The 23,291-nt window shown below is 68.3% G+C and carries 17 protein-coding genes and 1 pseudogene; 9 read left to right on the top strand and 9 right to left on the bottom strand.

Translation table 11 applies throughout. The features are described from left to right. The 5 genes and pseudogenes from AB0M48_RS32715 to AB0M48_RS32695 all read left to right on the top strand — a co-directional run. Positions 1 to 1,332: a D-arabinono-1,4-lactone oxidase gene (locus tag AB0M48_RS32715; protein ID WP_363849308.1), complete on the top strand. Its 1,332-nt coding sequence runs from the start codon at positions 1 to 3 to the stop codon at positions 1,330 to 1,332. A gap of 349 nt (positions 1,333 to 1,681) precedes the next feature. Beyond that, positions 1,682 to 1,900 carry a hypothetical protein gene (locus tag AB0M48_RS32710; protein ID WP_363849306.1) on the top strand — a complete coding sequence of 73 codons (219 nt, stop codon included), beginning with the start codon at positions 1,682 to 1,684 and terminating at the stop codon, positions 1,898 to 1,900. Positions 1,901 to 2,050: 150 nt separating this feature from the next. After that, on the top strand, positions 2,051 to 2,362 hold the full coding sequence (locus tag AB0M48_RS32705) for an L-rhamnose mutarotase (RefSeq protein ID WP_363849304.1): 312 nt from the start codon (positions 2,051 to 2,053) through the stop codon (positions 2,360 to 2,362). Continuing rightward, on the top strand, positions 2,359 to 3,357 hold the full coding sequence (locus AB0M48_RS32700; RefSeq protein WP_363849303.1) for an aldo/keto reductase: 999 nt from the start codon (positions 2,359 to 2,361) through the stop codon (positions 3,355 to 3,357). Before AB0M48_RS32705 ends, AB0M48_RS32700 begins: the two co-directional genes overlap by 4 nt. A 419-nt stretch (positions 3,358 to 3,776) precedes the next feature. Further along, positions 3,777 to 3,941: pseudogene (locus tag AB0M48_RS32695) on the top strand (IS701 family transposase); the annotation flags it as partial. On the opposite strand, the gene AB0M48_RS32690 reads toward AB0M48_RS32695, so the two are convergent. The 7 genes from AB0M48_RS32690 to AB0M48_RS32660 form a co-directional block, all read right to left on the bottom strand. Then, on the bottom strand, positions 3,880 to 4,170 hold the full coding sequence (locus tag AB0M48_RS32690) for a hypothetical protein (RefSeq protein ID WP_363849302.1): 291 nt from the start codon (positions 4,168 to 4,170) through the stop codon (positions 3,880 to 3,882). The pseudogene AB0M48_RS32695 and the gene AB0M48_RS32690 sit on opposite strands and share 62 nt — an antisense overlap. Before the next feature lie 482 nt (positions 4,171 to 4,652). Further along, a complete protein-coding gene (locus tag AB0M48_RS32685; protein WP_363849301.1) occupies positions 4,653 to 7,550 on the bottom strand; it encodes a BREX system ATP-binding domain-containing protein in 2,898 nt (965 codons plus the stop codon). 1,970 nt (positions 7,551 to 9,520) lie between these two features. Beyond that, positions 9,521 to 10,744, bottom strand: a complete 1,224-nt coding sequence (locus AB0M48_RS32680) for a cytochrome P450 (protein WP_363849299.1) — start codon at positions 10,742 to 10,744, stop codon at positions 9,521 to 9,523. Between the two features lie 8 nt (positions 10,745 to 10,752). After that, positions 10,753 to 11,724: an aldo/keto reductase gene (locus AB0M48_RS32675; RefSeq protein WP_363849297.1), complete on the bottom strand. Its 972-nt coding sequence runs from the start codon at positions 11,722 to 11,724 to the stop codon at positions 10,753 to 10,755. Continuing rightward, positions 11,721 to 12,548 (bottom strand): SDR family oxidoreductase, encoded by an 828-nt coding sequence (locus AB0M48_RS32670; RefSeq protein ID WP_363849295.1) that lies wholly within the window; start codon positions 12,546 to 12,548, stop codon positions 11,721 to 11,723. Before AB0M48_RS32670 ends, AB0M48_RS32675 begins: the two co-directional genes overlap by 4 nt. 820 nt (positions 12,549 to 13,368) lie before the next feature. Continuing rightward, positions 13,369 to 14,313: a LysR family transcriptional regulator gene (locus tag AB0M48_RS32665; RefSeq protein ID WP_363849294.1), complete on the bottom strand. Its 945-nt coding sequence runs from the start codon at positions 14,311 to 14,313 to the stop codon at positions 13,369 to 13,371. After that, on the bottom strand, positions 14,267 to 14,857 hold the full coding sequence (locus tag AB0M48_RS32660; protein WP_363849292.1) for a hypothetical protein: 591 nt from the start codon (positions 14,855 to 14,857) through the stop codon (positions 14,267 to 14,269). Before AB0M48_RS32660 ends, AB0M48_RS32665 begins: the two co-directional genes overlap by 47 nt. Before the next feature lie 595 nt (positions 14,858 to 15,452). Between AB0M48_RS32660 and AB0M48_RS32655 the strand changes: the two genes are divergently transcribed. Then, on the top strand, positions 15,453 to 16,829 hold the full coding sequence (locus tag AB0M48_RS32655; RefSeq protein WP_363849340.1) for an aminopeptidase P family protein: 1,377 nt from the start codon (positions 15,453 to 15,455) through the stop codon (positions 16,827 to 16,829). Here the strand turns inward: AB0M48_RS32655 and glpK (AB0M48_RS32650) are convergent. Both glpK (AB0M48_RS32650) and AB0M48_RS32645 read right to left on the bottom strand, forming a co-directional pair. Further along, positions 16,826 to 18,319 (bottom strand): glycerol kinase GlpK, encoded by a 1,494-nt coding sequence (gene glpK / locus AB0M48_RS32650; RefSeq protein WP_363849338.1) that lies wholly within the window; start codon positions 18,317 to 18,319, stop codon positions 16,826 to 16,828. The two genes, AB0M48_RS32655 and glpK (AB0M48_RS32650), sit on opposite strands and share 4 nt — an antisense overlap. 25 nt (positions 18,320 to 18,344) lie before the next feature. Further along, complete coding sequence (locus tag AB0M48_RS32645) at positions 18,345 to 19,109, bottom strand: IclR family transcriptional regulator (RefSeq protein ID WP_319985039.1); 765 nt, start codon at positions 19,107 to 19,109, stop codon at positions 18,345 to 18,347. Between the two features lie 243 nt (positions 19,110 to 19,352). Here AB0M48_RS32645 and AB0M48_RS32640 point away from each other — a divergent pair, with 243 nt between their 5' ends. The 3 genes from AB0M48_RS32640 to AB0M48_RS32630 are packed head-to-tail and all read left to right on the top strand — an operon-like array spanning position 19,353 to position 23,290. Then, positions 19,353 to 20,108: an MIP/aquaporin family protein gene (locus AB0M48_RS32640; protein ID WP_090064073.1), complete on the top strand. Its 756-nt coding sequence runs from the start codon at positions 19,353 to 19,355 to the stop codon at positions 20,106 to 20,108. A gap of 27 nt (positions 20,109 to 20,135) precedes the next feature. Further along, positions 20,136 to 21,653: a glycerol kinase GlpK gene (gene glpK / locus AB0M48_RS32635; protein WP_363849290.1), complete on the top strand. Its 1,518-nt coding sequence runs from the start codon at positions 20,136 to 20,138 to the stop codon at positions 21,651 to 21,653. Positions 21,654 to 21,691: 38 nt separating this feature from the next. Next, the gene (locus AB0M48_RS32630) at positions 21,692 to 23,290 is read left to right on the top strand and encodes a glycerol-3-phosphate dehydrogenase/oxidase (protein WP_363849336.1); all 1,599 of its coding nucleotides are present in this window, start codon (positions 21,692 to 21,694) and stop codon (positions 23,288 to 23,290) included. Position 23,291 lies beyond the last annotated feature (1 nt).

Raw genomic sequence — 23,291 nt, 5'->3', positions numbered from 1 at the left:
ATGACCGACGCACCGCGGTTGACACCAGGCCCGGCATTCACGACCGGAGAACACCGGCGCACGGCGTGGTCCAACTGGAGCGGGGCGGTCCGCGGGGTCGCGGACCGCCTCCTCACTCCCGGCACCACGGACCAGCTGCGCGAGATCGTGCTCGACGACACCGCACGTGCCCGCGGCATCAGCGTGGTGGGGTCGGGGCACTCCTACGCGAACCTCGTCGCGCCGTCCGGCCGGACACTGATCGACCTGCGCGAGCACCGGGGCGTCGTCGCCGTCGACCCGGCGGCCATGACGGTAACGGTGAAGTCGGGCACGACGATGCGCGAACTGAACCGGGAGCTCGCCGCCGCGGGCTTCGCGTTGCCGAACCAGAGCGCGATCGACGAACAGACCGTCGCCGGTGTCGTGGCCACAGCCACTCACGGAAGCAGCCCTGGGCAGGGCACGCTCTCCAGTCACGTCGTGTCGGCGCGGATCCTGACCGCGGACGGTAAGATGCGCACGATCACGCAGGACGACCCGGAGCTCGACGGCGTCCGCGTGCACCTGGGGTGTCTCGGCGTCGTGCTGGACCTCACCTTCACCATCGTGCCCGGCCACCGGCTGCGCAAAGTCGTCCTCCGCAGGTCGCTGCCGGATGTGCTGGCCGGTCTCGACGAGTTCCGGGAAGTCCACTTCGGTGGCTTCTGGTGGTACCCGCACACCTCCCAGGCGATCGTCTGGGAGGCCGCGCCGACGAACGAGCCACCCACCCCGTCGCCGGGCCCGCCCGGTGCGCTGCTCTCCGTGCTGTGCAACAACTCCTGGCCGCCGCGGGCGGCGGGCGCCGCGCACTACGCGACCGCCCTGGCGGCCGGCCGGGGCGGCGCGCAGGTCATGCGCTGCGACGACGCTCTCCTGCACCACCTCCCACCACCCGTGCAGGGCACCGAGTACAGCGTCCCGTTCGAACGAGCGGCCGACGCGATCCGTGCCCTGGTCCGGGAGGTACGCCGAGGCGGGTTGCGCGTCTGCGCACCGGTGGACGTCCGCTTCACCGCCGCGGACACCGCCTGGCTCAGTCCGAGCAGGCAGGCCACCACCTGTCACATCGGCGTGACACACCCCGTGACAGCACGGGATCCCCAAGGGTGGGTCGCGCCGCTTCGTGCCGTGGACTCGGTGCTGTGGGAGTTCGAAGGCCGCCCGCACTGGGCCAAGGTTCATTTCAGGACAGGCCAGGAGCTGGCGGCGCGCTACCCGGAGTGGGACCGGTTCCAGGACCTGCGCAGGTCCTGGGACCCCGACGGTGTCTTCCTCGGAAGTCATCTCCGAGAACTCTTCGAGCGCTGACTCCCGAGAGGCGAAAGCTCATGGCGTTCAAGTTCGGCTATCACACCGGGTCCTACTCCAGCTTCGGCAGCTGGGTCCCGCGTACACCCCGGACGAGACCATCAAGCGGCCGGCCCGAATCGGCTACGACGGCATCGAGCTCGGCGCCGCCGCACCCCACGCCTATCGCCGTACCTCAGCCAGGCCAGGCGGCGCGAGGTGCGCAGCCTGCTCGACGACCACGGCATCGAGGTCTCGGGCATCGGCCCGCGCCCTCCGGCGGGCCCGGCTGCAACCCGAGTTCTCGCGTGGCCGAAGAACGCGAAGCGACCGTGGAGCACTACCGCGCGATCAGCGAACTGTGTGCCGAGTGGGGCGCTGGAGCGATGGTCTACCTGCCCGGCTGGACCGTGTTCGGCACCCGGCGGCAAGCCTGGGCCTGGTCGCGCGAATGCCTGGCCAGGTCGCCGACGACGCGGCGCAGTACGGCCTCACCGTGGTGATCGAGCCGCTCGCGGAGAACTCGAACCTGTGCCAGAGCGGCGAAGACGCCATGGAGCTGATGGAGGACATCGAGCGGCCAACGTGAAGGTGATGTTCGACTGCAACCACGTCCGCTACCGGCGGGAGTCGCTCACCGACCGCGTCCACCTGCGCCCAACGCGCCGCCGCGACGAACCTCAACCGCTGAACCGCGCGGCCCGGCCGCCCAGCAACTCGATCGGAAGGTACCGGCACGATGGAGACAGTCGCCCTGCACACCAGGCTCAAGCCGGGCAAGGAAGCCGCCTACGAGGCCGCGCACGCCCGGATTCCCGACGACCTCGACGCGGCGCTGCGTGCGGCGGGGGTGCGCTCGTGGCGGATCTGGCGCAGCGGTCTCGACCTGTTCCACGTCGTCGAGGTGGACGACTACGCGACCATGATGAAGAAGATGCACGGGCACCCGGCCGACATCCCGTGGCAGAAGAAGATGGACGAGTTCCTCGACGCTCCACTCGACTACGACTCGGGCCGCTCGGACGCGAAGTTCGTGTGGGAGCTGCCGTGATCAACGGCTTCGGCCTCGGCGGTTCCGCACTGGGGAACCTGTACCGTGCCGTGTCCGAAGTGGACGCCCGTGCCACCGTCGACGCCGCATGGCAAGCCGGCGTCCGGTACTTCGACACCGCTCCACACTACGGCCTCGGCCTGTCGGAACGGCGGCTCGGGGCAGCGCTGGCGGATCGACCTCGTTCGGAGTTCGTCATCTCGACCAAGGTCGGCAGGCTGCTGCAACCCTGCGACAACGGCGGCGATGACCTGGCCAACGGCTTCGCGGTGCCGGCGACCCACCGCCGGGTGTGGGACTTCAGCGCGGACGGGGTGCGCCTGTCGCTGGAGGCTTCGCTGTCCCGGCTCGGCCTGGACCGGATCGACCTCGTCTACGTCCACGATCCGAACGACCACGGCGAGCAGGTCCTCCGCGAGGCGTTGCCGGCCTTGGCGGAGTTGAAGGCCCAGGGCGTGATCCGCTGGATCGGCGTGGGTGTGAACCGGTGGGAAGTGGCGGAGCGGTTCGTGCTGGGGCATCCCCTGGACTACGTCATGCTGGCCGGCCGGTACACGTTGCTGGAACACGCCACGACTGCGGACTTCCTCTCGCGGTGTTCGGAGCGGGGTGTTTCCGTTGTGGCAGCAGGTGTCTTCAACTCCGGACTGCTGGCCCGCAGTGAGGTCCCGGCTGACGCCACGCACGACTACACGACGGCACCGGCCGCGCTGGTCGAGCGCGCCCGCAGGATCGCCGAGATCTGCCGGCGACACGGCGTCCCACTCCCGCGAGCGGCACTGCACTTCCCGTTCGGGCACCCGGCGGTGCGGGCGATCGCGGTCGGTGCCCGGTCGGCGGCGGAGGTCACCGAGAACGTCGCCATGGCCACCGGCGAAGTGTCCGCCGGCCTCTGGTCCGACCTGCGCGCCGAAGACCTGCTCTCCTCCAACGTTCCCGTACCTCTGTCACGGTGCGGCGAGAATGCTTCTCGATCTTTGTTTCTTGGGGTGTGATGATGTTTGACCTGCCGGAAGCTCCACGCGGAACGTTGTGCCCGCAAGGCCTGCGAGCCGAGCCGACGACGGCGGGTGCGGCGTACTAAGCATGTACGCCATCGGTTCTGTCCGAAACCGCGAAGTGTGGAACCCTTCCCGCCCACGGATTTGATCTTGAATGCGCGCTCCTGTGGCGTGGCCGTGGTTGATGAGGGGAGCTTTCATAAACCTGAGGTTTATGAAAGCTCCCCTCATCAAGATCAAATACATGGGGGCGGGGTGGGCACGTCGCGCGAGTTGCGGAGAGTACTTTTGCGCAGGTGCTTAGGCGGTGCAGGACGAACTGCGCCCGGACGTGCGGCCACAGCTGAACCTGGCGACGTTCATCACCACCGGGATGAAACCGGAAGGGGCTAGCCTCGTGTCGAGGATGGCCCTGGCGGCGCCGGTCATGCGGGAACGGTGCCAAGGGGCCACGGCTGTACGACTGGGCATCAGTCGACGCTGACGAACACCATCGTCTGCTGATCCGCCGCTCGCTCACCCGTAACACCGAGAGCATCCGATGGCTGGCGTACTTTCTCTGCTACACACCGGGTCCGATCCCGTTGGGCGTGCGGTGTAGTCGAAGGCGTGCATGAGCTCGTTGGTGGAGGCGATGAACAGTTCGCCGCTGACCGCGTGTACACGGATGAGGCCGTCGAAGCCGAGCACGCTGAAGACTTCGAAGAGGTGCGCGACGCGGCGGGCGAAGAAGATCGCCGACAACAGTGCGCCCGCGAGGCCGCCGAGTGCGAGGTTGTGGGTGGCGACGACGGTGCCGACGGTCACGGCCATCACCGCGGTCGCGCCGAGCTCGCCGTTCAGGTGGGTGAGATGTGTTTTCGCGGCACTGCCGCAGATCGGGCGGTGTGGACCGGGTGGTCGACGAGGCGATCGACAACACCGGGCTGACACCGGACAACCGAGGATTCGCGCCGTCCTGCTGTCCAGGGTCGGCTGCACGCTGACCGACATACCGTCCATGACGGCACTTCCGGCCGCGCCGCACGAGAAGTGCGTCCGGTCGGGACGCCGCCCGGCCACCTCGACGCAGGTGATCTGCCGGCGACCCGGCCGAGCATCCCCTTCCCGCGGCCGGGAGTTCCACGTGCACGTCACACGGAAGCCACTTCATGAGCATCTGCCCGGTCACCCGAGGCGTTCTCACGGGGTGAGCGATGTCGACCGAAGTGGAGCCAGGATTCGGTACGACCGGACGGCCGGGCACCGCGGCAGAACCGCAGTGCCCAGCGTGTCCTTCCCCGGTGCTGTCACGTCCGCGAGACGAAGCCCGCAAGTGCGGAGGACAGCTGGGTCCGCCGGCGCACGCCGAGCTTGCGGTAGATGCTCGTGAGGTGAAACTCGATCGTGCGTCGCGAGACGTTCAGCTTGTGCGCGATCTCGTCGTTCGAGTTCCCTTCGAGCACCAGACTGGCCACGCGGTACTCGTGCGGCGTCAGCGCGAGCGCGTTGGTCCGAGGATCAGGTGGCACGACCTTCGTCGGTTCGGGGGGCTGCGGGACCTGCGCGCCAGGAGTGCTGCCGGAGGTCAGGCCGGCGAGCCGCTCTCCCGGCTCCACGACGATGCCGCACTGCTCGCTGAGCATTCGCGCCTCCGCGAAGTGCTGCCGTGCGGCGTCGCGTTGCCCGTTGTCCCACCACGTGGCGGCGAGTTCCAGCAGCACCTGTGCATGCAGCATCCGAGCGGGCGAGGGCCGCAGCAGGGATTCGGCCTCGGTCAGCCAGGGAGCAGCGGCGGAACCGCCGGTCACGATGCCCACCGTCAGCAGCGCACGGCCGATGACCGTCGGTGCGCCCCACTCTCGTGCCAGTTTCAGCTCCTGCAACGCTAGGTCGAGGGCGGGCTTCGGTTGTTCGAGCCGGAGGTGTGCCAGCGCCGCGTAGGACCGCCAGGGGCGCAGAGCAGGGCTGGGCCGGCCCCAGGCCTCGAACCGCTCACCACACTCGAGTTGGTCTGCGAGCGCTTCCTCGTTGTCACCGAGTTCCATGCGCAACGCGCCTCTGGCGTGCAGTAACGCGGTGTGGTGCCAGGTCTGCGGCAACGCCCTGGACCTGCCGAACGGCCGGAGCGCGTTCTCCGCCGCATCGACGTCACCGAGCGCCAGCTGAGCACGGACCTGGGCGTCGATGGCGTAGACGTGTCCGAAGTGGTCCGGGGGGAGCTTCGCCGTTCGTGCCGCGGACAACGCGAGCTTCGCGTCCGCGACGGCCTCGGTGAAGGAACCGCAGTAGTGGTGCGCCCGCGACCGGAGGGTGTGGGCGAGCAGCGCGATCAACGACAGCCCTTGCCGATGAGCCTCGAGCAGGATCTCGTTGCAGTGGCGCATCACGAGCTCTGCCTCATCGGCACGGAGGAGAGAGTTCAGCACTCCGATCATCCGTTGCGGGTGCTGCAGGATGGAGGTGACGCCGCCCGAAAGCGCCGTGAGCGCGGTTTCCCGGCACAGAGCAAGGTCGACGCCGCGGTTGCTGGCGTCCTCGGCGATCAGCCCCGCCAGCGCGCGACCTCGTGCGTCACCTCGGCGCCACTCCTGCTCGTCGAACCGGCGGAAGTCCACCTGATCAGCCGTCGGGTCCCGGGACGGCACGGTGACCCGTTCCAGCAGGCGCAACACGTCGGTGGCCCCGGGGATCTTCGGTCCGACCTCGGCCATGGTCCGGCGCAGCACATCGCTCGCACTGTCGTACGCGCCGTCGAGGTAGAGGACCTGGGCGAGCCGGCAAGCGACCGCGAGGACCTTCTCCGGGTCGTCCAGCCCGGTCATCCCCTCCTCGATGTGCACCACGGCCATCCGCGGGTCGAAGTAGATTTCGGCATGACCAAGCCGTAGCAGCAGATCCTTTCTCTGCTCGACGGAGAGGTCCTCCTCGAAAGCCCTGTTGAGAAGGCTCGCACCAGCGCGGGGATCGCCCTCGACGATCAAGGTGTCGGCGGCGGTGCGCAGGGCCTCCACCGCCCATGCACCCAACCGCGAGGACGTCCGCAGGACATGGCGTGCCACAAGAACGGCGGGCGCCCGCGTGTGGTGCAGGAACCGTGCGGCCTCGGCGTGCAGCTCTTCACGTTCCCCATAGCAGACCGCGCTCTCGATCGCGTTCTTGATCACCGAGTGCGTGAACGTGAGCTTGCCCTCCGGTGTCAGCACACCCATTCCCTCCAGTTGCCGCACCTGGTCGGCGGCTGCACCGGTGTTCGTGCCGGTGACGGCAGTCAAGAGGTCCAGGTCGGCCGGCGCCACGACCGCGATCGCCTTGGCGATCTCGACGAGTCCGCGTGACTGGCGGTTGAGCCGTGCGAGCATCGATTGACCGAGCTCTTGGAAATCGGGGCGGAGCAGGTTGCCCGCGGCGTTCTCGTCCGGCGGTAGCGACCGTTCCCGCATCAGACCCAGGATGTGACCCGTCACCATGGGACAGCCGTTGGTGGCGTGGACGACGGCCTCTGCGAACTTCTTGTCCGGTGTGCGCCCGAGCACTCGCTCGGTGAGGTGCACGACGTCTTGCGTCTTGAAGACCGCGAGCTTCAGGCGCTCGGAGTAGATCTCCAGCTCGGCGATCAGCAGGGGATCGGTCGGCTGGATCCCCGACGTCCGGGCCATCAGGATCGCGAGCGGCAGCTTGACGACGCGGTGAACGAGGTAGTTCAGCCAGCGCAACGACGGCACGTCCGTCCATTGCACGTCGTCGATGACCAGGCACAGCGGTGAACGTTGGGCGAGACCGGCCGTGAAGCGGTAGACGCCCCGGATCGCCTGGTGGACCTGGATCTCCTCGAATTCGTCCACCTTGGCGGTGAAGTGCCCGGCGATGACGTCGCGCCCGTGCGGCGTGATCGCGTCGTCCCGGCCGGGGGACAGCTCCTGGTGCAGGTGCTCGAAGAGCTGCTGAACGACGGCGAAGGGCATTTCCCGCTCCATCGGCGACGCGGTCGCCCGGCAGACCACGAACCCGCGCTCGTGGGCGAGCTCGCATGCCGCCTCCAGGAGCGCCGTCTTGCCGATGCCTGTGGCGCCTTCGACCAGGAGCGTGGTGGGTGTCATGGCCTTCGCCGACTCAAGAGCCTCGGCGATCCGTTTCAACTCAGCATCGCGGCCGACGAGGTCGGTCCGCCCTTCAGGATTCCGGGGATGGCGTGCATCGGCGACCATTTTGCGCGCTCCGTAGTGGTCGGCTAGGCCGTTCGGGTAGTTTTTGGCTCATTTTGGGGGGGTTGGCCTCCTTTCAATTGCACGGCGCGGGTACCCGTCCGGTCAAGTTCGCGAACCGTCGCGGGCAGAGGACTTACCAGCTGGAAATAAGCTGGTCACGTCGGTTCGGGGCCGTCCAAGCCCTGACAACGTCGTGCCGGGGCGTGGGTGGCGCCGAGATTTCTCACATGTCCACTGTGGTGACTTTTCTAACGACAGTGGGAGTGGACACGGTGTCGTTTCGGTCTACAGGCCGCGTTGTGCCGCTCAGTTGGCCGGCTGCCCGTTCGTGAGTGCGGACGGGCCAGCGCGGAGCGCGCGCGACTGTGTGACACGAAGAGCGGTTCGGCGCTGTGGACAACCGCAGTGTCCTGGTCACTGATCAGCGATCCTCGTCACGTCCCCGTAGCCGGCCCGGCAGTCCGTTCTCAGTCCATTCAGGACTTTCGGGTGCCGCTTCCGCTCCTGGGCTCGCACGTCCCCGCGGTCTTCGCCGCGGACGCTCTGGTTTACCCGTGAAGAGGTGCTGGTCGTGTTGCTGCGTGCTCACTCTCGGAGTGGCCGGGTTCCTGCGCGGCCTGGTGGACCTCTGTGAACAGACGCACGAAGCAGTGCATCTGGCCGCTATGCGGAGCAACGCCGTCCGCGTGGTCATGATGACTGTATTCCGATTTCGTGTCACGAGGTGAAATGCTGTGCGAGTGGATGATGGCGCACTTCAGCCGCGCAGCGGTGAATGCTTTCGTCGTTGCGGATCTCCGCGGCATGAGAGAGACCGCTTCACTGCAGGATCAAACCGGTAGCCGCAACGGGAATTCAACGCATCGGCCTGAGCGGCCTCTTCCGTCCTGCCGGACACCTCGCTTGAGCTCGAGGAGGTGCGCACCGGGTTCGCCCAGCGAATGCGGCGACGCAGTGGTGTGTGGGCATCAGAGTTGACGAGAACAGATTGGCGACGGTGGGTAGTGATGGCTGAGTCGGATGTGGTGCGGGAGTCGGCGTTGGCCGGCAAGGTCGTGCTCTGGGAGGAGTCGGCGCGGGACGGGGCGCAGGGAAAGACTCTGATGAGTACGGAGTTCCGGGTGCGGCTGGCATTCACAGGAGTGCCCGGCCGAGTTCCTGCGAGTCACTTCCGGAACAGTCGGTCGCTGGGAGCAGGACAAGTCCACTCCGGAGCCCTGGCTGCAGCCGCGTCTCGCGAAGGCGCTGGATGTGTCTGTTCAGGAACTGATCGACCTCTTGAATCCGCGCGCTGACGAGCGTGCACGGCGTCGTACCGCTTGTGCGGCGGGCACTCGACGCTTTCGTCCTTCCTGATGACGGGCCTATCGTCCGCTCGTCGAGATCACTGCAGACGTGGCCCGCGTCAACGAGCACCGTCTTGAGGTCAGGTACGGCGCACGTGCAGAAGTCCTGCCGGACCTTCTCGCAGAGCTCGCGCGGGCAGCCCCAGGTTGCCAAGGAAGACCTGCCGCAGCAACACGTCGCGTTGCTCCGTGCGCTCTTGCACTTCGTGCCGCAGACGGATCGCCGCCCGCCAGTCCCAGCCCGTGTTCGGCCGGCACCCGGTGCAACGCGGTCACGCGGTCCGTGCGTCGCGGTCGGTCTGAGAGGGCCAGCAGCGTGCTGATGTAGTGCCTGTGCCGGATCGCGTCACCGCGCGCGTCGCACAGCAGCACTGACCTCTGCTCGTTGGCCAACGCGTTCTCCACCAGCAGGATCGGGATGGCGAACCGGCCGTGGCGGCGCTGCGGAAATTCAGTTCCTGCTGTCTGCTGGGTCGCCCACTTGGAGTTCGTGTTCGCATGCACACGGTTCGGTCGCACGCCGGTCGTCCGGCAGCCGACGGAGAGGGCCAGATTCGGGGGCACGGCCTACGCCGACTTCGATGGCGGGTCCATGTGACTGCGGAACTGGAAGTGCACATCCGGTCAGTCGAGGATCACCGGCAAGCTGTCGAGACGTCGCATGAACGAACCCGGACGCCAGACGAGCTCGTCGGTGGGAACTGTGATGCGAGTACGAGGGAATCGAGCGAAGAAAGTGCTCAAGGCGGTCGCGGTTTCCCGGCGGCCCAGTTCGGCGCCTAGGCATCGATGCGGACCGTGGCCGAACCCGAGGTGTCCGCGCGTGTCACGATCAATGTCAAAGGCATCCGGGTCTGCGAACTGCCGGGGGTCACGACACGCCGCGCCGGGGGCCGTCACGATCAGCTCGCCAGCCGGAATCGTTACGGAGTCCAAAGTCACCGGCTTGTCGAAGAACCGCGGGGGAAGCAGTTTGAACGGCGACTCGTAGCGTACGATTTCCTCGACGGCTTGGCTGAAGAGTTCGGGTGAAGCTAGCAAGCGTGTGACGAGGCGCGGACGGTCGAGCAGCAGCGCGAGACCACTGCCGATGGCACTCGCCGGTTCCGAACCGCCGATCAACAGCACCACGAACGTGGAGGCCAGCTCTTCGGCATCCATTCCGTCCTTGTCGTCATGAATCTGCAGCAAACGAGTGAACAGGTCGTCCCCAGGTTCACGTCTCTTCAATTCGATCATACGCAAAGCCAGTTCGTGTAAACGCCGGGCGCCATCTTCCACTTCGGCGATGCTGGAACCGGTCAGCATAGACATCTGCCAGTCAGAAAACTCGTCACGTTCGTGCTCGGGAAGGCCGACGAGATCCGCCAGTACTGTGGCGGCAAGGGGGCGCGCGTAGGCTGCAACGAGGTCGACCGGTTCACCGGCGGGAAGTTGGTCGAGCAGTGCGTTGGCTGTACGTTGGATTGTCGGCAGCACGCCGCTTAGCCGCGTCGTGCTGAACTCGCCGGCCAGCTGGCTACGCAGCCTTCGATGCTCGGGACCGTCGCGGTCGAGCAAGCTCCGTCGCGACTCAGGTGCGAGCCTGGCGCTGCGCTCGGGCCGGAGAAGGGACTGCGGCACAATTTTCTTGCGGTGCTGAACGATGTCCTTGCATGCTTCGGAATCAGAGAGGACACGTCGGACATCCGCATACCTGGTCACGGCCCACATCCGGAAGCCGTTCACCTCGACGAGAGAAGCAGGCGTCGTCTCGCGCAACTCGCCAAGCACACCGCAGGGATCAGCGGTGAATTGTGCAGTGGTGAGATACTTCGGCCGTTGCTCCATTGCCATGGCCTTCGCCACCTTTGTGATCAGATGCTGGCTTCGGGGTAGCCGATATACGGCCGGGATATCTCGTTGAGCCGCTGGCGGTGTACTTCAGGCAGGCGGAGATCCGCGCTGGCTAAGGATTCCCTGAGCTGATCGTTGCTCCGTGCGCCTACCAGCGCGGCCGCCACACCTGGTCGGTCACGAACCCACGCCAGAGACACGGCGACTGGCGTCACGTCGAGTTCGTCGGCGACGGAGACGACGGCATCGACGATTCTCGCCGCGCGATCATTGAGGTGTCTTCCCACGTACCACTTGAAGAATCGGCTGTCGGCACGCTTTTGTGGTACGCCAAAGCGGTACTTTCCGGTCAGCACCCCTCGGCCCAGAGGCGCCCACGCGAGAATGCCCAACCCCTGGTGTTCAGCCGCCGGCACTACTTCCCGCTCCACGCCTCGTTCGAGCAGCGAATACTCGACCTGCGTGCTGGTGAGCGGGCTACTGTCCTTCGCGGACTGGAGCACGGCCGCAGCCGCAGTCTGCCATCCTGCGTAGTTGCAGACACCAGCATGACGCGCTTTCCCCGCACTGATCGCAGCGTCGATGGCGTCGAGCGTCTCCTCGAGTGGGACGCGCCGGTCCCACCCGTGCAACTGCCACAAGTCGACATGATCGGTCTGCAGTCGAACGAGTGAGGCGTCCAGCGCGGCCAGCAGGTAACTGCGGGAAGCATTCGCGGATGGCTTACCGTCACTGATGACTGCAGCGGACTTGGTGGCCAGGACGACGGAGTCACGTGGCAGGCCGCCCGCGAGCACTCGACCGATGATTTCCTCGGCGCGACCACCGCCGTAGACATCCGCCGTGTCCACGAGGTTCCCGCCTGCGTCGATGTAGGTGGCCAGCTGGACCGCCGCGTCGGCGGGATCGGTCGAGCTGCCCCAGGTCGAGGTTCCCAGTCCGATGGGAGACACGGTCAGCTGGCTGGCGCCCAGGCGGCGCGTCCGTCTCATCGGAACTCCCGGGCATCGGCCGGGGACGCAGGCACGCGTTCCCCGCCCGAGACGGCGGTAAGGAGGTCGTCGCCGGCGTTGATGACTCGCCCCGACCACGCGTCGGCGTCGCCGCGCGCCAGGCGAACAAGCGTTCTCACAGCGACTTCCAAGGGGGTGAAGTCGCCATTGTCCCGGACTTTGACCGCCCAGCGCCCGATCCGGCGCAGCCAGGGATTGTCAGTGCTTTCCGCGAATTCGATGCCGGTACGGGTGAGCCCTGCATCGACAAAGCCGGGATTGTAGCTGAACACCGTAATGCCGGTGGAGCCGAGTTCGGCGGCCAGGTTTTCAGTGAGCTTGAGCAACGCCGCCTTCGACACGGAATACGCCGTGGCATACGGCCATCGATGAATACCGGCCGGGCTGACGAGGTTGATGATCCTGCCCCGGCCGACGCGGTTCATAAACGCCAGTGCGGCCTGTGCGGCGATCAGCGGTCCTGCCACGTTGACCCGCTGGGTGTACCACCAGGCGTCGAAGTCGACATCGGCGGTCGGCCCGACCGGACCAGGATCGACGGCATTGTTGACGAGCACGTCCAGGCGTCCGCTGACGTCCACGATCCGCGCAACGGCGGCCTGCATGGCGGCTCTGTCCACCACGTCGGCCCGAATCGCTTCGATCGCGATTCCGTCCGCGCTCAGCGCCTTGACCGTGTCGTCCATCGCCATGGTGTCCCGCCCGGTGATGAACACCCTTGCGCCCTCCCTGCCAAGAGCCTCACTGAACAAACGACCGAGTCCCTTGGCGCCGCCGGTGATCAGAACGGTAGAGCCCTGCATGCTCCGGTGACCTCCGTTATTGGCGAATGAACAGGCAAACGAGGGCTTCATGGTGCGGAACGCCCTCCAGTTCGACCTGACGGTGGCCTTCGTCTGGTATCTGAAAATCGCCTTCCATTTCCGCCGCTGCAGTGGAGCTTCGAAATGGTGGCCACGCGCCGGGGCGCGTAGTCGAACTCAGGCAGGAAATTATTGCCCCAGCAGCGTATCTCGCGACCGCCCGAAGGATGTGATCCACGTTATATAGGTGCCAGGCCAATTCAAAGCCGCCATCCCATTGCCTGGAACGCGGTCGTCCAACACCTGGGTTTCGCGACAGGATCTCGCCCAGGACAGCACGTTGAGGCGGGGATCTCCGCTGGCGCGCGGGGAGAACGTGCTCGACGACGACGGCCAGGCTGGCTCCGCGAGCTGCCCTGAACCTCAGGACCTTGATGCCGAGCCGGATCACGCGCGTGCGGGGAGAGCACTTCCCCGAGTGAGCGTGAGTAGCGCCGGCCGGGCGTGATGCCCGGCCACCGCCCGTCTGGATGGTTGGTTCCAAGGTCAGTGGCCGTAGGCGATCAGTGAGGGTTCGACGGGCTGGTCAGTCCTGTCGTTGTGCCAGATCGCGGCGGTCAGGGCGAGGATGCTTCGCAGGACCCTGGCGCTGCGGCTTGAACAGTCGTGCACCAGGCCGTGGTGACTCGGCTTCGCGGGCCTGGCGCAACATCATCTCGCTGGAGCGCGCAGGGCGTGTTGAAGTCGTGGCCGTAGCCGGCGTTGTTCGACCGTCTCGCCGAGCAGATGCTCACCCTCGTGCTGGTGCTTCGAGCGCGCTTCACCCGGTGGAGGTGAGCGCCGCGCCCCGCTCCTCCCACCAGGGTCGGAACACCGGACTGGCCACGGCCTGGCCGGCGTACGCACCCAGCACGTCGGCGAACACGCTGCTGGCCTGGCTCCAGGTCAGCCGCTCCCGCCGCCACGCGAACACCAGCCGCATCCGCATCGGTGCCCCGGCCAGCGGCCGCACCGCGACCCCCGGACCGCCCTGCGATGTCGGCTCGACCAGCTGCACGGCCTTGCCCGCCGCGATCAGCTGCCGCCCCGCCCCGCTCGGCACCTCGAAGCGGATCCGCGGCACGAAGCCCACCGCACGGCACGCCGCCCGCAACGCCGTCAGCGACCCGTCCTCGGCACCCGGCGGCCCGATCCACGCCTCCCCGGCGAGGTCGGCGAGCTCCACCTCAGACTGCGCCGCAAGGCGATGAGCAGCGGGAACGGCGATGTACACCGGTACCCACGGCACCAGGACCCGTTGCGCGATCCCGCGCGGCAGCCCGAGGTCGCCCTCCTCGTCGACGGCGATCACCGCCGCGTCGAGGTGCCCGTTCGCCAGCGCCAGCGCGAGCCCGGTGGAGGACGGGTCGACCACCAGCTTGACGTCGTCGAGCGTCTTCTCCAGCCGTGTGTACAGGGCGGCGACGCACTCCATGTGCACTGATCCGAACCGGACGGGCCCGCCGCGGCCCGCCGTGTCCGAGCCGAACGCCTCCAGCTCCACCAGCAGCAACCTGGCCCGTTGCAGCATCTGCGTGCCGAGCGGAGTGGGAACGGTGCCGGAGCGGCCGCGGTCGAAGAGCGTGCCGCCGACCATGCGCTCGACCCGCTGGAGCAGGGTGGTGAGCGACGGCTGGGAGATGCCGAGCTGCGTGGCCGCCCTGGACACGCTGCCCGCGTCACCGATCGCGCAGATCGCCCGGAGGTGCCGGATCTCCAGTTCCATAGGGCGAGGCTATACGCGGGGTCAGCAGGCGCACGTCGCCCGAGCGCGGCAGCGCCAGGGCGACGCCGTCGAGCCTGGTCCAGCCCTTCGGCAGCAGGAAGCTCGGGCCGCCCGGCTGCAGCACCAGGACCAGGCCGTCGTAGCGGAACCGGTAGGCCGAGTCCGGCGCGGTGCACGGTGTCGCGGTGACGTCCGGCGCCCGGATCCCGAGGTCCCTGGTGCTGGACACGACCGTCTCCGGCATCGTGCGGAGCTTGGTCTCGTACTCGTACCCCCCGGCCTCGCCGACCGCCGCCGAGTAGTCGTTGACCGCCCAGAACAGGCCGATGCTCGCGAGCACGAAGGTCAGCGTCCACTGGATCACCGGCACGACGCCGGCGGGCTGCTTGCCGGACAGCGACGTGTGCAGGTGCTCCGCCACGGGGAACAGGAGCACGCCCAGCGCCACGCACACATCCGGCAGGCCCGCCGCCCGGTGGAACAGGGCGGGCGCCGCGAGCCCGGCCAGCACGAGCACCAGGCCCAGTGACACCAGCACCGGCACGGCCCGCCGCGTCCGGACGCGCCACGTCCGCGGAGCCAGCGCGGTGTGCGGAAAGCGGTGGCCCCCAGCAACCGCAGGCCCGCGGCCGCCAGCACGGTCAGCGGGACGACCATGCCGTCCGCGCCGCGGATCAGGTAGTCCGCCGCGGTCAGGCCCAGCACCGAGTAGTGCACGCCGAACCATTCGCAGAAGAAGTACGCGTGCATCTGCCCCTGGATCCGGCCCCGTTCGCGGGGAAGAACTGCCGGTCCTGCTGCTCGATCGACCCGCGCAGGCCGGCCGTGAGCACCCAGCGGTCCGGGGGTCTCGGCGGTGGTGGTGGCGGCTTCGTCGTCGTGGTGCGAGGTGGTTTCGGAGGTGCGTTCGTCGTGGTCGTGGGCGCGACGGCGGCCACGAGACAGGTGAGCGTCAGAGGGTTCATGGCGATGCCTCCTCCAGTAGGAAGAGCGCTGCGGCCGTCCGGTGGATGCACCTTCCCGCCTTCTATAGCGCGAAGCTATGGCCATCTGGGATTGGCGGGACCCCGTCGGCTGCGGGAAGGGTGGAGCGGAGGACTGACCCGGAAGGACCTGAATTGGCTCGGACACGCCGCGACATGGCGAAACTGGTGGACGCGGACGGTTTCCGCACGTACATCCGCGACGGCTGGGGTGAGTGGGACAGCTCCGTCGACCTGCCGCAGGGCACGGCGCAGGCGGCCGCTGCTCATCGCGCCAGGCTCACCGCGGCGCTGCCCGGCAAGCGGATCGCGCTGGCCGCCGGGCGCGCGCACGTCCGGTCCAACGACACGTTCCACGAGTTCCGCGCCGACAGCGACTTCGTCTGGCTGACCGGCTGCCAGGTCGAGGGCGCCGTGCTGGTGCTGAGCGGCGACGACGCCACGCTGTTCGTGCCGGTCCCGAGCGAGACCCACAGCGTCGACTTCTTCGGTGACGCCGACCGCAGCCCGTTCTGGATCGGCGCCGCCGCCGGCCCGAAGGAGTGGGGCCGGGCGCTCGGCATCACGGCCCGGCCGCTGGAGGACCTCGCGAACGCCCTGCGCGGCCGCCACCCGGAGACGCTCGTCGCCAAGGGCGTCGACCCGCTGCTCGACGCGCTGACCGGCTCGCACAGCGACGAGCTGCGCACCGTGCTCGCCGAGCTGCGCCGGATCAAGGACGACTGGGAGATCGACCAGCTCCGCCAGGCCGTCGACGCGTCGGTCAAGGGCTTCGCCGACGTCGCCATGGAGCTCGGCCAGGCCGTGCGCGGCGGGGGAGAGCGCTGGCTGCAGGGCACGTTCGACCGCCGCGCCCGCACCGAGGGCAAGGGCCCCGGCTACACCTCGATCGTCGCCGCCGGCCCGCACGCCCCGGTCCTGCACTGGACGCGCTGCGACGGCCGCGTGAACGACGCCGACCTGCTGCTGCTCGACGCCGGCGTCGAGATGAACTCCCTCTACACCGCCGACGTCACCCGGACGTTCCCGGTCAGCGGCGAGTTCAGCGAGCCGCAGCGCCAGGTGTACGACCTGGTGCTGAGGTCGCACGTCGCCGCGCTCGCGGAAGTGCGGCCGGGCAACGACTACAGCGCGTTCCACCACACCGCCATGCGCGTGCTCGCCGAGGGCCTGCACGACTGGGGCCTGCTGCCGGTCAGCGTCGACAAGGCGCTCGACCCGTCCGGCCAGCACCACCGCCGCTACATCGTCTGCGGCACCGGGCACTTCCTCGGCCTCGACGTGCACGACTGCGCCGACGCCCGTCAGGAGACCTACCAGCAGGGCATCCTGGAGCGCGGCATGGCGCTCACGGTCGAGCCCGGCCTGTACTTCCACCCCAACGACGAGACGCTGCCGCCGGAGCTGCGCGGCATCGGCGTGCGCATCGAGGACGACCTGGTCGTCACCTCGACCGGCGCGGACGTCCTGTCCGACGCGCTGCCGATCGAGACCGACGACGTCGCCGCGTGGGTGCGGAAGCAACGCTCCTAACTGGACGGAGTGGAGCGGGCCCACGCGAACGTGAGTTCCACGGCCCGCTTCCAGTTCGCGTACTCGTCCTCGCGGTGCCGGGCGTCCATCGCCGGGTTCCACCGCGCGGCCAGGTGCCAGTTCCTCCGCAACCCCTCCAGGTCCGGCCAGTACCCGGCGGCCAGACCGGCCGCGTAGGCCGCACCGAGCGACACCGTCTCGGCGACCAGTGGCCGTTGCACCGGGATGTCCAGCACGTCCGAGATGAACTGCATGAGCAGGTGGTCGGCGGTCATCCCGCCGTCCACCTTCAACACCGGCGTCGGCACGCCGAGGTCGGCGTTCATCGCGTCGACCACCTCGCGCGTCTGCCAGCCCGTCGCCTCCAGCACGGCCCGCGCCAGGTGGCCCTTGTTGATGTACGACGTCAGCCCGACGACGAGCCCGCGCGCCTGCGAGAGCCAGTGCGGCGCGAAGAGTCCCGAGAACGCCGGCACGATGTAGCAGCCGCCGTTGTCCTTCACCGTGCGCGCCAGGGTCTCGATCTCCGGCGCGCTGTGGATCAGCCCCAGGTTGTCGCGGAACCACTGCACCAGCGACCCGGCCACGGCGATCGAACCCTCCAGCGCGTACGCCGGTTCGCCGCCGATCTGGTAGCCGATCGTCGTCAGCAGCCCGTGCTTCGACCGCACCAGCTCGGTGCCGGTGTTCATCAGCAGGAACCCGCCGGTGCCGTACGTGCCCTTGATCGACCCCTTCTCGAAGCAGGTCTGCCCGAACAGGGCCGCGTGCTGGTCGCCCAGGGCAGCCGCGATCTTGATGCCCGGCACCACGCGGGTCGTGACGCCGCTGATCTCGGTCGACGGCCGGATCTCCGGCAGCATCGAGGACGGCACGCCGAAGAACTCCAGCAGCATCGGATCCCATTGCCGCGTCGAGAGGTTCATCAGCATCGTCCGCGACGCGTTGGTCACGTCCGTGACGTGCAGGCCCCCGCTGACGCCGCCGGTGAGGTTCCAGATCAGCCAGGTGTCCATGGTGCCGAACAGGACGTCGCCGCGTTCGGCCTTCGCGCGCAGCCCGGCCACGTTGTCGAGCATCCACCGCAGCGACGGCGCCGAGAAGTACGTCGCGAGCGGCAGGCCGCAGCGGTCGCGGACCTCCTCGATGCCCTGCTTCTTCCCGAGCTCGGCGACGAGGTCCTCGGTGCGGATGTCCTCCCAGACGATCGCGCGTCCGATGGGGACACCCGTGTGCCGGTCCCACAGCACGAACGTCTCGCGCTGGTTCGTGATCCCCATCGCGACCACCTGGTCGGCCGTGATCCCGGCCTGCCGCAACGCCTGCGGCACGATCCGGTCGACGTTGCGCCAGATCTCCACGGCGTCCTGCTCGACCCAGCCCGGCCGCGGGTGGTACTGCCGGTGCTCGCGCTGGGCGACCGCGACGAGGCGGGCGTTCTGGTCGAACACGATGCAGCGCGTCGACGTCGTGCCCTGGTCGATCGCCATTACGAACCGTTGCACGGCGAGCCCTTCAGTTCTCGTCGACGAGCGAAGTGGTGACCGCCTCGGCGGCCTGCACGACCTGACGCACCAGCGTCGCACGCGGACGGCCCGCCGAGTCGCACAGGCGGTCCGCGGCACCCGAGATCCCGATCGCGCCGATCACCAGGCCGCCGGGGATCCGGATCGGCGCGGCGATGCTCGCCTCGCCCGGCATGTACTCCTCGGCCTCGCCGGCCCAGCCCTGCCCGCGCACCTCGGTCAGCACGCGCTCCAGCATCTGGGTGCGCGTGATCGTCCTGCGCGTCAGCGACGTGAGCTCCCGCCGGCGTGCGGCCGCCGACAGGTCCGGGTCGTAGGCGAGCAGCACCTTGCCGAGCGCGGTGGCGTGCAACGGCAGCATCGCGCCGATGCCGAGTGTTTGCACAGAGTCATCGGGCCGGAACACGTGGTGCACGACGAGCACGGCGCCGTCGTGGTGCATGCCGATCCGCACCTCCTGGCCGGACCGCGCGGCGAGCGTGTCGGCCCAGTTGATCGATCGAGAACGCAGCTCGTTCGCGTCGAGGTAGGACGTTCCCAGGTGCAGCAGCGCGGCGCCGAGCCGGTACCGCCCGGTCGTGTGGTCCTGCTCGACGAACTCGACCCGTTGCAGCGTACGGAGAATCCCGTGCGCGGTACCCCGCGCGAGACCGAGCGAGTCGGCTATCTCCGTGAGACCGTGGTGGCCGGAGCCACGCGCCAAAAGCCGCAGCACGGCTGCGGCGCGTTCGATCGACTGGATGGGTCCCGGCACGCGAGAAACGTAATTGAGACGACCCGTGTCGGCAATGTCGAACAGCTACGGCGGCCATCAGCCCAGGAAACAGGCCTGAAACGCCTTGTCTGCGCGCAGCGTGACCACTCGGTCACACCTTCGGGGGTCACAGGTGTCGACATTGTCGAAACGTGCCTGTTGAGCAGGCGTGACGTGGCTCATTACGTTCCGCGTCAATCACCACGTGGTGATCAGCCGTTCAAGGACGAATGGGAGGCCAGCGTGGGTCTCGGGACAGTGTTCCTCAGCGAGGTGCTCGGTACGGGCATCTTGTTGCTGCTGGGTGCGGGTGTGGTGGCCAACGTGCTGCTCGCCAAGTCGAAGGGTTTCGACGGCGGGTGGCTGTTGATCAACTTCGGCTGGGGCCTCGGTGTCTTCGCCGGTGTCTACATCGCTTACAAGTCGGGCGCGCACCTCAACCCCGCCGTGACGATCGGCATCCTCACCAGTGGCGCGGACGAGTTCGCCCCCGGTGTGCCGGTCGGCGTGGGCTCGACGCTCGTCTACTTCGCCGGTGAGATGCTCGGCGCGTTCCTCGGTGCCGTGCTCGCGTGGCTCGCGTACAAGCCGCACTTCGACGAGACGCCCGACGAGGGCCTCAAGCTCGCGGTCTTCTCCACCGGCCCGGCGATCCGCAGCTACACCTGGAACCTGGTGTGCGAGATCATCGGCACGTTCGTCCTGGTCTTCGTGGTCCTCGCGCTCGGCAAGACGCCGACCCAGCTCGGCCCGCTGGCCGTGGCCATGCTCGTCGTCGGCATCGGTGCCTCTCTCGGTGGTCCCACCGGCTACGCGATCAACCCCGCCCGCGACCTCGGCCCGCGCATCGCCCACGCGCTGCTTCCCCTGTCCTACAAGGGCACCGACGGTGAAGCGGTGGGCAAGAAGGACTCCGACTGGAGCTACTCCTGGGTGCCGGTCGTGGGCCCGATCATCGGCGGCGCGCTCGCCGGTGTCATCGCCTCGCTCGCGTTCTGATCTGACCATCCGGAAAGGACAGTTTCGATGACGCAGTACGTTCTCGCCGTCGACCAGGGCACGACCAGCACGCGGGCGATCATCTTCGACCACAGCGGCTCCATCGTCGCCGTGGGTCAGAAGGAGCACGAGCAGATCTTCCCCCGCGCCGGCTGGGTCGAGCACAACCCGGTGGAGATCTCCGAGAACACCCGGTTCGTGATCGGCCAGGCACTGTCCACGGCCGACCTGAACACCGGTGACCTCGCCGCCGTGGGCATCACCAACCAGCGCGAGACCGCGGTGGTGTGGGACAAGAACACCGGCGAACCGGTCTACAACGCGATCGTCTGGCAGGACACCCGCACCCAGGCGATCGTCGAGGAGCTCGGCGCCCTCGGTGGCGGTGCCGACCGCTACAAGGCGAAGGTCGGCCTGCCGCTGGCCACCTACTTCTCCGGCCCCAAGATCCGCTGGATCCTCGACAACGTCGAGGGCGCCCGCGAGCGCGCCGAGGCCGGCGACCTGCTGTTCGGCAACACCGACACGTGGACGCTGTGGAACCTCACCGGCGGCCCCAACGGCGGTGTGCACGCGACCGACGTCACCAACGCGTCGCGGACCATGCTGATGGACCTCGACACGCTGCAGTGGGACGCGGAGATCGCCGCCGACATGGGCATCCCGCTGTCCATGCTGCCCGAGATCCGTTCCTCCTCCGAGGTCTACGGCACCGGCGGCCCCGGCGGCGTGCTCAAGGGCGTGCCGATCGCGGGCATCCTCGGCGACCAGCAGGCCGCGACGTTCGGCCAGGTCTGCTACGAGCCCGGCACCGCGAAGAACACCTACGGCACCGGCAACTTCATGCTGCTCAACACCGGTACCGAGAAGGTCGCCTCGAAGAACGGTCTGCTCACGACCGTCTGCTACAAGATCGGCGACGAGGCTCCCGTCTACGCGTTGGAAGGCTCCATCGCCGTCACGGGCTCGCTGGTGCAGTGGCTGCGCGACAACCTCGGCATCATCAGCTCGGCCGCGGAGATCGAGACGCTGGCCAAGACGGTGGACGACAACGGTGGCGCGTACTTCGTGCCGGCGTTCTCCGGTCTGTTCGCGCCGTACTGGCGGGCGGACGCCCGCGGTGCCGTCGTCGGCCTGACCCGGTTCGTCAACAAGGGTCACCTGGCGCGGGCCGTGCTGGAGGCGACGGCGTTCCAGACCCGCGAGGTGCTGGACGCGATGAACGCCGACTCCGGTGTGCCGCTGACCGAGCTGAAGGTCGACGGCGGCATGGTCGCGAACGAGCTGCTGATGCAGTTCCAGGCGGACGTGCTGGACGTGCCGGTCGTGCGTCCCGTCGTCGCCGAGACGACCGCACTCGGTGCCGCGTACGCCGCCGGTCTGGCCGTCGGCTACTGGTCCGGGCTCGACGAGCTGCGCGCCAACTGGGCCGAGGACAAGCGCTGGACGCCGGAGCTCGACTCCGGCGAGCGCGAGCGCGAGTACCGCAACTGGAAGAAGGCCGTCACCAAGTCGTTCGACTGGGTCGACGCCGACGTCCGCTGACTTCTTTCTTTAGGGAGCTGAAGAAGTTGTTCGCAAAGCTGGATCCGGCTCGCCGTGCCCGTTCGCTCGAAGCGTTGGGCAGCACGGAGTTCGACGTCCTCGTCGTCGGAGGCGGGGTGGTCGGCGCGGGCGCTGCTCTCGACGCGGCGTCCCGCGGCCTCTCCGTCGCCCTGGTCGAGGCCGACGACTGGGCGGCGGGCACGTCGAGCCGGTCCAGCAAGCTCGTCCACGGCGGGCTGCGGTACCTGGAGCAGCTGGAGTTCAAGCTGGTCCGGGAAGCTCTGAAGGAACGTGGGTTGTTGCTGCGCCGGCTCGCACCGCACCTGGTGCGGCCGGTGCCGTTCCTCTTCCCGCTGAAGAAGCAGTGGGAACGCGCCTACGTCGGCGCGGGCGTGCTGCTGTACGACTCGATCGGGGGCGCCGGGGCCGTGCCGATGCACCGGCACCTCTCCCGCCGCAAGATGGCTTCGGTCGGTCCGTCGGTGGACTCCTCCGCCTTCGCCGGCGCCATTCGCTACTACGACGCGCAGATGGACGACGCGCGGCTCGTGGCGACGCTGGTGCGCACGGCCGCCCAGCACGGTGCGACGGTCGTCTCGCGCGCTCGGGTCACGTCGCTGTTGCGTTCGGAGGGCCGGGTCTCCGGTGCTTCGGTGCGCGACGAGCTCACCGGCGTGACGCACGTCGTGCGGGCCCGGCGGGTGATCAGCGCGACCGGTGTGTGGACCGACTCGCTGAACTCGATGTCGCCCGGCACGCCGCCGTTCCAGGTGCGGATGTCCAAGGGCGTGCACGTGCTGGTGGAGCGGTCGAAGATCCAGCTCGACGGCGGACTGATCACGCAGACCGAGAAGTCGGTGCTGTTCGTGATCCCCTGGGGCGCCTACTGGATCATCGGCACCACGGACACGCCGTACTCCGGTGCGCCCGAGGACGTGTCCGCCACCGCCGACGACGTCACCTACATCCTCGACCACGTCAACGCCGTGCTCCGGTCCCCCTTGTCGGTGGACGACGTCGTCGGCACGTACGCCGGCCTGCGGCCGTTGCTCGCCGGAGCGTCGAGCGACACGTCGAAGCTCTCCCGAGAGCACGCCGTAGCAGAGCCCGAACCGGGCTTCTTCGTGATCGCGGGCGGCAAGTACACGACCTACCGCGTGATGGCGGCGGACGTCGTGAACGCGGCCGTCGCCGGACTGGGCCGCGGCGTCGCACCTTCACTGACCGAGCGGCTGCCGTTGTGCGGCGCCGTCGGTTTCCAAGAGCTGTGGGCGGACCGGACTCGGGTCGCTGCGGAGTCCGGCCTGCCCACGTCCACTGTGGAGCGTCTGCTGCGCCGCTACGGCTCGGCCGTGTCCGACGTGCTGGCGATGATCGCGCAGGACTCGTCGCTGGCCTCACCCGTGGCGGGCTACCTGGCGGCGGAGATCGTGTACGCCGTCACGCACGAGGGCGCGCTGGGACTCGAGGACGTGCTCGCCCGGCGGACCCGGATCTCGATGGAACACCTGGACTTCGGCGCGTCGGTCGCGGGCGAGGTCGCCGATCTGATCGCCGGCCCGCTGGGGTGGTCCCCGGCCGAACGTGATGCAGCGGTGGAGACCTATCGGGCTGACACGGAGTTGGCGGCGAGATGAG

It is taken from the genome of Lentzea sp. NPDC051208 (genome assembly GCF_040682435.1).
GTDB classification, from domain to species: domain Bacteria; phylum Actinomycetota; class Actinomycetes; order Mycobacteriales; family Pseudonocardiaceae; genus Lentzea; species Lentzea kristufekii.
This window is presented reverse-complemented; position numbering and strand designations above follow the sequence as displayed.